Raw genomic sequence first — 13051 nt, 5'->3', positions numbered from 1 at the left:
CTCCTCAGCTCGCACCCTGGCATGAATTTCTCCTCTTTCCGCCTTTCTTCTACCGGCATTTTTCTGCACGCCCTGGCAGCGCTTGCGCATGCGGAAGATATTCCCGCCACGGATGACCGCTCCCTGTACATCGAATCAGAAACGAAGGTTGTTTCTCCTCAATGCCTCATCAACCAGGGAGACCAGGACGAGGACAGGAAACGTACCAAAGTCGGTATTGGAGAAGTGGTCACCTTGGCCCTGAACGGCAAGAGAGTTAGGGACGTAGACCCGGATTCCCTTGAATGGTCCCTGGAGCCGGAGAAGGCGGCCAGCATTGAGAAATCAAATGACGATATTAATCAAGCTACGCTGACCATCAGCAGAAACCTTACCGAGGATACTAACCTGAAGGTTCGAGTTAAAACCAGCCTTGATGAAGAACTGCCGAAAAGAGAACCCTCCGTTTTCAGCATTCTCGTTCCCTCTGACATTAAAGCGGAACATTCCGGGAAACGGGTGGAAAAACATCCCCGGGACAAGGAGAAAGACAGACCGGGAGCTTCCTCCAAGCTTGTCGTGACTTTTCTTCCCTTGGCGGTCAGTTTCAGCAATGTTCCCATCATGGAACGGGCAGAAGACCCGGAAGGATTCAAACCGGTGCATACCCCGGGAAAACAGCTGATGTGGCCCAATGCCCTGAATGCCCACCATCATGACAACATCGGCTGGAGATGGGACAAGGAGAAGGATATTCGCTTGCAGCACTTGCAGGACATGAAACTTCCCGATTCCTTTTCATGGACCTGCGGGTGGTACGTACACGCCGACGGCAAGGACTGCTGCAAGGTTGGCAATGACACGTATTCCCAGGATTTCAGTTTTGAGTACGAAGATGAAAGGGAAACCAATAAAGACTCTCCCACCAGGGGCTTGAAAAACATCAAGGTAAGCATCACCAAATTCGGATGCACCGTCACGCGCAGCACGGCAGGCAACGCCCTGCATGCCGACTCTACCGCCAATCCATAACCTCCTGTTTTTAGCATCATGAATAAATCTTATCCCTTCCTTCTGTTATTCGTCCTTTACTCGCTGTCTTTTCCCTGTTCAGCCTCTCCGGAGCAGGACCAGCTCCCCCTTCCTTCCGCCATCAGGAATCTGAACAAGCAAAACCCGGAACTCCTGCGGCTTAAGAAACTGCTGGACAGTGACCAGATCATTCCGTTCTACCAGGGGGCGGATAAAATATTGAAAGAAGCCAACCGCTACCGGAAAAAGGACGTCACCCCTCAGGAGCTGACGGAGGGGCTTTTCCTGTGCTATCTGATTGCCAAGGCCCCGTTCATTGACCTCAACGATTACGAAAATGTCGAATGGCTTGCTACCTACACTAGCGTAGATCACCACGCAAAAGAGTTTTTCACGAACAGCATCCCTTTCCTTGCGCTAACGGACAAGAATAGCAGCCTCCCAGGCAGGGAAGAGGCCCTTCGATTTTATTTATCCGCAAAAGCTCTGATCATCAAACAATTCCACAGCCAGGTAGATTATGCTTTTGAAGCTACGGAAATTTTCGCCCACATGCTCATCGACCATGCCTCCGGAATGCCAGAAGGAAACGATACCAAGCTGTTCAACAAGACAAGCGCGCTGAGTTCGAGAAGCAACAACGCTCAATTCGCCATCAAAAGCAAAGAACGCGGATTTATCAGGGAACTGATGACCTGCTTCCCGACCAAGGCCCAGGAGGTTAAAAAATACCTGCGTCTGGCCGGATACAGGGACAAGGACATTCCGGCCCTGCTGGACAGAACCGTCGGCCGGGTGCCGAAAGCGGCCTACCTTTACAAGGGATTGCCCAAACAGAAAAATTAAAGCGTCATCTAAATCCGGACAACAAAAGCGTCACTAGTGCAAACCCTTTCCTGCATAAAAAGACTGTAAGGCATCTTCTTGTTTTCCCAGGTTACGTCCGAATAATCGTCTCCCCCGCTTTTTGTCTTGGCTTACGGGGGTATCTTTGATTTACAGGGGCAGGCGGGAAAGACTTCCCAAACGCAGGTTCCCTATCACACCCATATCCTTTTCAACATCGTGGCACGCATTCTTGTAGGCTTATCCGGCGGGGTGGACAGCTCCGTGGCAGCAGCCCTGCTCGTGGAGCAGGGACATGACGTGGTGGGGGCCTACATGAAAAACTGGGTGAATGACGAGGGCATTCCCGGCGAATGCCCGTGGGAGCAGGATATTCAGGACGCGCTGGCCGTCGCTAAAAAAATCGGCATTGAATTCCGGGTCATTGACCTGGTGGACGAATACCGCTCCCGCATCGTAAATTATCTGATTGAAGGCTACCGCGCCGGATACACGCCCAATCCGGACGTGCTGTGCAACCGGGAAATGAAGTTCGGCGTCTTTCTGGATTACGCCCTGGAGCAGGGGTTTGACTCCGTAGCCACCGGCCACTACGCCCGCAGGCTGGATACGCCGCAGGGCTCCTTCATCTTGCGCGGGCGGGACCCTAACAAGGACCAGTCCTACTTCCTGTCTCTGATGCGCCCGGACCAGACAGCCCGTGCCGTGTTCCCTCTCGGGGACCTGCTGAAGCCGGAGGTCCGCGTACTGGCGGACAAATACGGCCTTCCCACGGCGCGCAAGAAGGACAGCCAGGGCATCTGCTTCATCGGCCAGGTGAAAATGAGCGACTTCCTGCGCCACTACCTGCCGGACAAACCCGGTAAAATCGTGGATACGGAGGGGAAGGTGCTCGGCTCCCACAACGGCCTGCACCTGTTCACCATGGGCCAGCGGAAAGGCCACGGCGTAGCCTCCCCCCGGGAGGGAATCGCCTATGTGGTGGTGGGGAAGGACGTCAAGCGCAACCGCCTGATCCTGGGGTATGAGGATGCGTCCACGCAGGGACTGTACGCCGCCCATGCGGTGGTTGGCGGCATTTCCAATACGCTGGCGCCCCTGCCCTCCCGCGTGATGGCGCAGCCCCGCTACCGCGCCAAGGCGGAATGGGCCGCCTGTGAATATCTGGAGGAAGGAAAGGTACGCCTGAGCTTTGACACTCCCCTCCGGGCGCTGGCCGTGGGACAGGTCTGCGCCTTTTACGACGGAGGCAAGCTGCTGGGCGGCGGTTTTTTTGAATCCATAGAACCATGATTGACCCGGAACGCACCATAGCCGCGCAGGCCACCGCCGCAGGACAGGGAGCTATCGCCGTCATCCGCATGAGCGGCCCCGGCTGCATGGCCGTCCTGGAACAATGCACCCCCACGACCTTCACGGACCGCCTCCAGCCGCGCCGGGCAACGCTGGCCCGCATCCTGGACGCGGAGGGAGCCGCCATTGACCAGGCGCTCATCACCTGGTTTCCGGCTCCGGCCAGTTATACGGGGGAAGACACCGTGGAAATCTCCTGCCATGGCGGCATGCTGGTGACGGACCGCCTGCTGAAACGCCTGTACCGGTGCGGAGCCTCCCCGGCGGAACCGGGAGAATTCACGAAGAGAGCCTTCCTGAACGGGCGGATGGACCTGACCCAGGCGGAGGCCGTGATGGACGTGATTTCCGCCGGGAGCGACCTGGCCCTGAAGGCCGCGCAAAGCCAGCTGGACGGGGGCATCGGCTCCCAGGTGGACGAACTGAAGGAAAGCCTGGTTCATGTCCTGGCCCATATTGAAGCCTATATTGATTTTCCGGATGAAGACATTTCCCCGGACACCGCTTCCGGTTTGCTGGAGCGTCTCCGGAGCATGGAAGAAAAACTTTCCGACCTCCTCCGGACTGCCGAGGGAGGGCGCCTGCTGCGGGAAGGAATCCGCACCGCAATCGCAGGCCCGCCCAACGTCGGAAAGTCCAGCCTGCTGAATACCCTGCTGGGGTATGACCGGGCCATTGTCAGCAATATTGCCGGAACCACGCGGGACACGGTGGAGGAATCCATCCAGCTCGCCGGGCTGGCCCTGCGGCTGATTGACACGGCAGGCGTCCGGGAATCATCCGACGTAATTGAACAGGCCGGCATCACCCGCACCAACCGGGCGCTGGAAACCGCCGACCTGGTTCTGGAAGTGGCGGACGCCTCCGCGCCCCGCACAGAGCCCTTCCTGACCGCCGGGCGCACCGCGCCGCGGCTGCTGGTCCTGAACAAGTGCGACCTGGGAATCCATCCGGACTGGAAAACCATTCCCGGCATCAGGTTCTCCTGCGCCGCCGGAGAGGGCAGAGAGGAATTGGAAGAAGCCATCGTCCGCGCCTTTGCCTCCGCCCTGCCCGGTGAAACGGGCAGCTCCCAGGTGGCCATCAACGCCCGACACCAGCATGAACTGGGCCTGTGCCTGGAGCATGTCCGGCTGGCTTCTGAGTCCATCTCCCGGCAGGAAAGCCCGGAATTCGCGGCGCTGGAACTGAGGGAAGCCCTGACGCACCTGGGGGAAATCACCGGAGCGGTGGATACGGAGGACGTCCTGGGCGCTATTTTCTCCTCCTTCTGCCTAGGCAAGTAGGGAATAGTTACCAACGATTAACATATGTTCGGCCTTATAATATTTCGAAATTATTTCCTTTAGTCTTGTCGAAATCGCTCTCTTTGTTTTACCTTTTTTGAATTCTTGATGAACAGCGCCGGTCTTTCATTGTTGCCATCCAAATTCCGTCGATGACTGATAAAAACGGCGTTATAAGATTACCCTATATAATTCCGTAATATTTTATGCGGAATCAGGAAATACCACTTATTAAATTAGAAACGATTCTTCTAAAATTAGAATAATCAATAAGAATCAACATTTCACCATAAATAATTATCGACAGTTAAAGATATTAATTATTTTAAATTAAAATTAAAAATTCTCTAACATCATACGCTGAATAACAATGACAACATCGAATGCTATATCCTAATTTTAGGAAAAGAGAGGAATGGCATTTAATAATTTATTGATTGTTTGATGATATACAAAATGAGGATCGAGAGTTTTGCTCAACATTGATTTCCTTGTTTGTAAAAAATTAACATCGACTTTTAGCAGAAATGTTACATTCATCATAAACATTTAAAGTTTTATTTTCTCCGTCCACTGGTTACACTTCCAAATATTCTTGTACATAGTCAAACATATCAGGATCGAGTCCCATATCACCACGATAATGTATATTAAAATTTATTCTTGTTTTTATGAGGGAGTTATTTACAGAAAAAAGATAGTCGTTCAGGGCAACGAGTTCCGGAATGAGCCACTCATGTTTCTTCATCATCCATCGGCAGAGAACACTGCACGCGTCCTGGTGGCATTTCTCTCTCGGCTTACTGCCACTTTTTATTTCTATGCTGATGCTACCGTCTTTCATATTGCATTGGCAACTTTCACACTTATTATTTTTAGTTGCAGAAGTAAGTTGTTTGACATTCAGATATAAATTAAGGTTTATATCCTCTGAAATTGGTTTTTCGTCCAACTTCTTCTCCTCGTCTTCATCTGCTTTGTAAACGGTCTTCAACTCGATCCTATCTGTCACGAGATGCGAAATCCAATGGAATTTCGATGTTAAAGACAAGTGTTGGAGATTCTGTTGTAGCAGATGATAATTCACTCTGTCGTTTGCCACATCAAGTAAATCTGCTAATCGGACGAGTATCATCAAATATTTCAAGCTAACCGTATCATCTTTTGCTCTCGATTTCAAACCATATACATCATATACGTCATAGCCATGACTTTCGGATACTTTTGCCACAAATGAAAGTAACGCAGGTTCAAGGTAGCTGAGCAATGTATTAGACCTGTTGCGAATAAATCGCGCACTATCTGTAGCATGATGGTCTCTTATTTCACTCTCAAAATAACTATATACCTCATTGAAAATAGATATCAAGAACTTACCCGCATTTTTCAACCGAGAATTCTTGCGGTCTTCAGGCTTTATGGAATTGAAAGCTTTCAATTCATCCTGCATCTTCACCATCAAATCGGATATGATAGCTATATTCTTACCTTCGGCAGAACTCATTCTGCCAAGGTCGGGATGAATCACCATGCTAATGTCATGTAGATAACAGGCTAAGAATAAGATATAATAATCAATATCTTTCAAGACAAAATAGTCGATTCTATTAGTCAACTCCAACGACTTGTCAATTAGAGTCACTGCGTGTTCCTCATTGTGAAGTGTGTATGTATTAAGAAACTTAGAACCGTTATACCACAGACCTTTTGTCAGTCGATGAGTGAGAATCAATGAATCAACCCATTCTGGCTTACGCACATGACTGATGAATTTGTTCAACACGCCAAGTAGTCCCATATCAATACCCATACAGTTTGATATATCCTTGTCTTTTATATGTTCAACAAACTCTTCAAACTGCTCTAACTTAAAATCTTTGTTCCTCAGGTATGCTAGTATTCGAAGTTCGGTATAGCGGAACTTGCGGGAATTGGTTTTCATAAATGTCAAGGCATCTGACGGAACAACGCCCATAATTTCTGAAAAATAAACATTCAGAATTCTTCTTTGGTATTCCGAAGATGATTTCATCACAAACACCGTAAAACCTTTCCCTCCGTATCCCTTATCCCTCATTCCATACATTTCCATTAAAGATTTTCCGGTCATGAATGCGCGGAATTTTTCCATCTGCTTTTCAGAATTAATGCTTTTGAGTCCGCTAAAGTTCTCTTTAGACCAACGAATGAGGGATGCGTATACGTCCTGAGAAAATGATTTCATCATAACGGCACTACTGGCATCTTTAGCAAAAAAAAGATACTTGTATCTTTTTTCATCATCTTTGTTTCCAAGTTTTAATGCCTTTTTTTCGAATTCACTAATGTGTAAACTTAACTTTTGAGCTTCCTCTTTCGACTCTTTTTGTATAAGTAATCTATATTCAGACTGGAATATGTCCTCATCGTTCTGCTCAAACCAGTCTGTGAGATTGTTCACCTTTTTTAAAAACCGTTCTTCAAAGCTCTTGAGCAAGGCTACATTGGGACCTCCTTCTTCTCTTATTTTTAATAATCGATTACGATAAAGGAAAAATTTCTTAAATCTGCGCAGGAGTTTCAATTTCGAAGACACTTTGTTTTTATGCTCAGCACCAACATTCTCTTCCGTCTTTTTTTTCTGCTCTTTTATTTCTCGAGAAATTACCTTATCAAAAGCTTCCAGTTTTCCAAGAGACACTTGATCGTCTATTTCATCCAAACTCCAAGAGAATTTGGATGAAATAGATATTTCTCTAGTTAAATTCAGAATCGAGCCAAATTGATTGTCAATTGTATCTATTGGGGTGAACACACTTTTCCCATCCTCATGAAACTTAATTTGATATTTCAACTCTGTATGGAAATCCAAATATCTTTGTGAAACGAAATCTTCTATATCACTTTTATCCAGCGCTATCTTGTTGCACCATTTAGAAAGATCTGCATTAATCTTATTTATTCTTTCTTTGAATGAATTTTCATTCAATTCTGCTTGAACATAAATCACCGAATCATCAACATAGAAATAGGCATCACCGCGGAAACATTCATCTTTCATAAGGCAATTCTTGACTTCTATCATACAGAGATTGCCGAAGAAATAAGACTGAGGCAAACCTTGCGGAATACCGCAATTCATGAACAAATCACCACGCTTTATTTCAAAATCATCTGGATAGTAACAATCTTTCCAAGGCTCAATATTATCTTCCTCTAACTTGAAGAATAGCAATTTTGCAACAGCCATCTTCAAAGCCGGCAAGTCATCTTTATATGTTGAAGAAAGCTTTTCAATAATATAATTATAAAGCAATTTTGGTGAAATAGACGGGAAGAAATTCTTAATATCCAGACACACTTCCGTCAGATAATTATGATTATTCTGATATGATCGGCAATGTTCAATCACATTTTCAGTATATTCCTTGTACTTCGTCTGCCATTTATGGAACAAGTACTGAACATTCGTGCTTGGTATATTACCATAAAAATTATGTGGTACAAGTTTTGACAAGTCCGACAAATTTCTCTTGCCTTCTTTGTAGTTGTCTTCATACATCAAACTATTCAAGATGCTAACCATACAAATTAAGTCAATCAAACGAGCTATATGCAACGGGCGAAATTTCAGCACCTCGTCATCATAATTCTTTAGTTTGAAATAGACTTTAGCTTCAAACAAATTTTCTTCGCTTGAAAAAATCCACTGAAGCTTCTGTTTACAAACTATTATGACCTTTTCTATCAGCTCAACATTATGTTTATCTGCGAGAGCATAATATAACTCCAAATCATTTTTTGCTATTACATCACTCACCTCTCCAGATTTGTCAAAAAAATTAATTGGATCATCAGTATTCAACAAACCTTTATCAAATATATACGATTCCATGCAGAATATCGCATTGAAAATATTCTGATTATCAAGAATCTTTTCATATAATTTATATTGAGTTATATTCAGTATCATAGCCTAAGTTTTGTCCTCTATTTCCGTCTGTTCTTTCCATGCGGCTAACACTTGCCTCACTCCATTGATAAATAAATCTAGATTATTACTATATTTGCGGTAACATGTTAGCAAAGTAGTTTTGCCGATTTTGGCGGATATATAGTAACCACTCTTAACCTTATTGATTTGATTGAAATTTTCCCAATTAAGAGTCGTTTTTACAAACGGCTTGTCATCAATAAATTTTACATTAAATAATCCATTTAACACAATATGCAAATCTTTATTACCGCTAAATTCTGTTTTCATCTCATCTATGTCTGCAAGAAGATAACTAATAAACTTGTGTACGTCGGAAAAGAAGTCTACATATTTGTCCATTTGCTTGCGCAAGTAGTTCCATGAGTAATCGAAGTCAGTATTTGATGATAAAAAAAATGTGTAACCAAACAAAAGTCCATTTCCTTCTATATTGAGTTCAATTGCTTCTTTTATTTTTTCCATGTTATCTTTCTTAAAGATGTACGTCGGAAGTTTCATGTCAAAGATAGCTTGGAGAACCTTCAGCTTATGCCTAAAGTCTCGACGAGCTTTCTCTCCTTCAGGAGTATCCTTTACACACTTTTCCGGAATTGTCTGTATGTCCTCAAACAATTCAACTTTTGTATATAACATAATAGTTTGTACTTTTATTATTCAACCTTCTTGTATTCCATGCGTCGTTATATAATATTCACTGTAATCCTTTACTTCTTCGGGCAGCTGTTCCTCTTTGAACATCGCATAGTGATTGATAAAAAATCTTCTAAGATTAACACACGCTTCCCTTCCTGCCTTATCTCGGTCTGGATACATGTGCAGTTTATAAGTTTTCAACTTGATCAAATCAAATTGTGGCAATATCCTTGCACCCGGTATTGCCACAGCTTTTTTCCCAGTTGAAAGCAATGCCAAGCAGTCGGTTACGCCCTCACTGATGTACAAATCCTCGCCAGACTTCATCGTATTCAAGACAGGCAAATTAAATAACCTTGTCTTCTGTGCTGATATAAACTGAAAACGCGGAGCGTCCTTCTGTGTACCTAAGTATCGTGACTGCATTCCTATTAAGTCAGTTCTTTCATCGTAGTAAGGGAATATCAAGCAAGGTGTGAACAAACAGAAGTATAACTTTCCGTTGGTGGCAGTTATGAAGCCACTATCTTGCAAGGTATTTGAATCGAAAACCTTGACCATCTTCTTAACTAACAATTTGGAATCGTCGATTGATACGATATTCAATTGTTTTATTACCTCATTATTGAGGAACCGCTTCCCAAACAGAAACTCCTTTCCTTTCTCAGTGAGTGAATTATTATCCAGGATCCATTGAGCTACATTCTTTGAAAATGGTTTCTCTGTCTTTTCTGACTTTAATTTCTTTTTGATACAGACTTCCTTTATGCTGTTCTTAGCATGATAATAATTTTCAATAGGAATTCCGAACTTTTTACATAGCCACTGACACGCTTCTACAAAGTTAGATTCCATGCGTTCAGTCACAAAATCTATGGCACTACCACCTTTGTTGCAGACAAAACAATTCCACCTCTCCCTATTGTTACCAAAAAACGATAAACTTGGGTGATGGTCTTCGTGCATAAAGCATAAGGCCTTATGTTTTCTCACTTCAATTCCTAACTGCTCTGCCACACTCTCGCAAGAGAGCATACGCAAACGGGATATAGTTTCTTGTGATATTCTTGCCATATAAAAACTGAAATTTTACATGATTATCTATTTACATTCAATCCAGTAAATATCTCAAATGGTGAATAAATTCTTGGCTGACAAAATTTCCTGATAGCTTCAGTGATTCACACGGATTTCCTAGAATCGTCCTACCAATGATTCTGACAATTCCTTTTCCAATAGTACGCGACTACTACCAAGAAGCAAGACTTTGATATTAAGGTCGTGCAATGTATCTTCATTCCACTCTTTTTTACGACTTTGCTCCAGTTGATTATCTTCTGTATCTCATCAATAACGGAAATAGTACTTTCCAACCATTACTACCTTTCAAACTAGAACTGCCGCTCTATAATTGGAAATCTGAGCACTTCTGGCAACCGGAACTATTATTCAGCACTTTGTATTTGATAGTAAACATTCCACAAAACGGCTAAAAGAAAGCAGTACATTATGTACAGAAAAACAATGATCACCTAAAATTTGCATTTTCCCCATATTGTATATTTACAATTTTTATACTGATTAAACGAATTGTTACTGATTATCAGTGATTTAAATATATTGCTTGGGAAGTAGAGGGATGCGTCCATCAACAGGTTTCTCCCGGCTCCGGATCTTTCTTCTCACCATCTTATGAAAAGAAGACAATCACTCAAAAACTTTTTGCAGATATTTTGAAATGATTCCATATTTCTAATCTGGATATTAGTTTAATGTTATTACAATAAGAACTTTTTATTTTTTCTTCTCACGCTAACTTAGGTCAAGGCCACCATTTATTTTTACTCACAAGGTTCCAGAGATTCGGGGCTCGTAAACACCGAGAATACTGAAAAGGAAATTCCAACTTATGTTGGGCCCACGACAGAATGAAAGCACAAGAATGGAGATTACGATGTATCTGCAACAATTTGCCAATACTGAAAAAGCATGGAAACAACTTGCAGTGGTATCTGCATGGGAAAGCCCTCAATCTTAACAATTATCTCTATGATTTCAAAGATACCGCTACCAATCCGAAAACACAGAACGCTGCTGGGAGGGATATATGCCTCTGGGGCTCTCCTCTTCCAGCTAAGAAGGCAACTCTCTCTTCATCAGCAGTAAGCATTTTACGCAACACGATTTTTCCCTGCAGTTCGGCACAGACCTCGTTCATTTTTAAAGAACGGCGGCGTGGAGGACCTTTTCATTGCTCCTACATCAGGCCCCCGGCTAATGCCTTGCCTCTGCCCTTTTACAATATCCCAGTGCCCTCCGTGACAAGTCTTAGCGCCATTGGTCTTTTGCCGCAGATGCCGCACTCCTAACGACTCATGGAAACATTCCCACCTGTCAGGCTTCCGGTTCTTCAGGCGGAGAGTCGGCATCCGAAGTGAATAATGGAATATAGGAAGGCAGGTTCCAGTTCCAGCGGATGGCCGCCAAGCGCACGGAGAGCGTGACGATGAATCCCGTCACAAAGCAGGTGGAAGAGTCGACTCCGAAGTAGTAAAGTACCGCGTACGCTACGCCGCCCAGCAGAGCCGCGGTGGCATACAGTTCCCCGGGACGGAACACGTAGGGAACGTTTCCGGTGAGCACGTCGCGCAGCAGGCCGCCCGCCACGCCGGTGCAGATGCCCATCATCACGGAAACGGTAGACGTATAGCCGTGTAGGTAGGATTTTTCCGTGCCGATCATGCCGAAGAGGGCCAGAACGATGGCGTCCGCCACGCGGATGGTGCCCATGGGCGGCGGGTATTTCTGGGCCACGTAAAAGGTTCCCAGGCTGGTGACGACGGCGGCCAGGACAAAGATTTCCCCGGAGGGCAGCGTCCAGTACACCGGAATGTCCAGCAGAAGGTCGCGCACGGTCCCTCCGCCCAGGGCCGCCAGGGTGCCGCAGACAATCACGCCGAACAGGTCCATTTTCACGCGCGAAGAAGCAATGGATCCCGCCAGGGCTCCAATGATCGTGCTCATGATTTCACAGATGGAGAGGAACATGGCGGCAGGAGGAAGGAAAGAGGCGGATTCAGCAGACCCGTATCCACGGCAGGCAGGAGTCCTGGCTGGCGCAGAACAGGGAGGTGGAAGCCAGTCCCATGTCATGCAAGGTAGCACGCATCAGGCTTTCTGCCAATTCCGGAGAATTGCTTTCTGCGCTCAGGTGGGCCAGCACTACGTTTTTCAGGGCGTCATGGGCGATGCGCCTCAGCAGGTCGCAGGCCTGTTCATTGGAAAGGTGCCCGTGCGTGGAGGCGATGCGCTGCTTCAACGGCCAGGGCCGCTTGGGGGTGGCCGCCAGCATGTCCGGATCATAGTTTGATTCCACCACCAGGCTGTCCACCATGGAGAGGTGTTCCGCCACGCAGCCAGGGGCCTGCCCCGTATCGGAAATGAAGCCCAGGCTGGACCGTTCCGTTTCAAACTTGAATCCCACCGGGTCCACGGCGTCATGGTAGGTGGCAAAGGGGGTGATGACGATATCCCCTATTTTAAAGGACTGCCCTTTTTCAAAGTAGGCCCAGGGAGCTTCCGGCGCCTTTTCCTGAACGCACATGGCCGTATGGCGGGTGGCATAGACGCGCACGGTGTATTTCCTGGTGAACTGATGCACGCCCTTCATGTGGTCCGTGTGTTCATGGGTGAGCAGAATGGCGTCCAGCTCCTCCGGTTCCACGCCGGCGGATTTCATTTTATCCCGCAGCCTGGCGGCGCTGAACCCGGCATCCACCAGCAGGACGGTTTCCCCCGCCTTGACGATGGTGGCATTTCCTCCGCTGCCGCTGCCCAACACGCAAAACTGCATCATGCGCGGAATATAATACCGGTCCCGGAGCGGCGCAAGAGCGGATCAATGCTTTTTTTCACGACATGAACACAAGAAAAAATACTTTTTTCC

Annotated in this window: 9 protein-coding genes and 1 pseudogene; 4 read left to right on the top strand and 6 right to left on the bottom strand. The window is 46.2% G+C overall.

Annotated features, from left to right (window positions below; all coding sequences use genetic code 11):
- Positions 1-21: 21 nt before the first annotated feature.
- From HJW02_RS07430 to mnmE, 4 genes are all read left to right on the top strand, one after another.
- Positions 22-1011 carry a hypothetical protein gene (locus HJW02_RS07430; protein WP_102722114.1) on the top strand — a complete coding sequence of 330 codons (990 nt, stop codon included), beginning with the start codon at positions 22-24 and terminating at the stop codon, positions 1009-1011.
- A gap of 18 nt (positions 1012-1029) precedes the next feature.
- Positions 1030-1857: a hypothetical protein gene (locus HJW02_RS07425; RefSeq protein WP_102722113.1), complete on the top strand. Its 828-nt coding sequence runs from the start codon at positions 1030-1032 to the stop codon at positions 1855-1857.
- A 219-nt stretch (positions 1858-2076) separates the two neighbouring features.
- Positions 2077-3150 (top strand): tRNA 2-thiouridine(34) synthase MnmA, encoded by a 1074-nt coding sequence (gene mnmA / locus HJW02_RS07420; protein WP_102722184.1) that lies wholly within the window; start codon positions 2077-2079, stop codon positions 3148-3150.
- Positions 3147-4496, top strand: a complete 1350-nt coding sequence (gene mnmE / locus HJW02_RS07415; protein ID WP_102722112.1) for a tRNA uridine-5-carboxymethylaminomethyl(34) synthesis GTPase MnmE — start codon at positions 3147-3149, stop codon at positions 4494-4496. Before mnmA ends, mnmE begins: the two co-directional genes overlap by 4 nt.
- A 577-nt stretch (positions 4497-5073) precedes the next feature.
- Here mnmE and HJW02_RS07410 read toward each other — a convergent pair.
- The 6 genes and pseudogenes from HJW02_RS07410 to HJW02_RS07390 all read right to left on the bottom strand — a co-directional run bounded on the left by HJW02_RS07410 (position 5074) and on the right by HJW02_RS07390 (position 12961).
- A complete protein-coding gene (locus HJW02_RS07410; RefSeq protein ID WP_102733094.1) occupies positions 5074-8370 on the bottom strand; it encodes a reverse transcriptase domain-containing protein in 3297 nt (1098 codons plus the stop codon).
- An 81-nt stretch (positions 8371-8451) separates the two neighbouring features.
- On the bottom strand, positions 8452-9105 hold the full coding sequence (locus HJW02_RS07405; protein ID WP_102722110.1) for a hypothetical protein: 654 nt from the start codon (positions 9103-9105) through the stop codon (positions 8452-8454).
- Positions 9106-9126: 21 nt separating this feature from the next.
- A complete protein-coding gene (locus HJW02_RS07400) occupies positions 9127-10179 on the bottom strand; it encodes a CHC2 zinc finger domain-containing protein (protein ID WP_102722109.1) in 1053 nt (350 codons plus the stop codon).
- A gap of 123 nt (positions 10180-10302) precedes the next feature.
- Positions 10303-10478: pseudogene (locus HJW02_RS14135) on the bottom strand (AAA family ATPase); the annotation flags it as partial.
- A gap of 1021 nt (positions 10479-11499) precedes the next feature.
- Positions 11500-12129: a trimeric intracellular cation channel family protein gene (locus HJW02_RS07395; RefSeq protein WP_180970923.1), complete on the bottom strand. Its 630-nt coding sequence runs from the start codon at positions 12127-12129 to the stop codon at positions 11500-11502.
- Positions 12130-12181: 52 nt separating this feature from the next.
- Positions 12182-12961, bottom strand: coding sequence for an MBL fold metallo-hydrolase (locus tag HJW02_RS07390; RefSeq protein WP_022397703.1), 780 nt, complete (start codon positions 12959-12961; stop codon positions 12182-12184).
- Positions 12962-13051 lie beyond the last annotated feature (90 nt).

Source organism: Akkermansia sp. GGCC_0220, from assembly GCF_017566105.1.
Taxonomy (GTDB): Bacteria; Verrucomicrobiota; Verrucomicrobiia; order Verrucomicrobiales; family Akkermansiaceae; genus Akkermansia; species Akkermansia massiliensis.
Note: the sequence above shows the minus strand (reverse complement) of the source record. Positions and strands in the feature narration are given on the sequence as shown.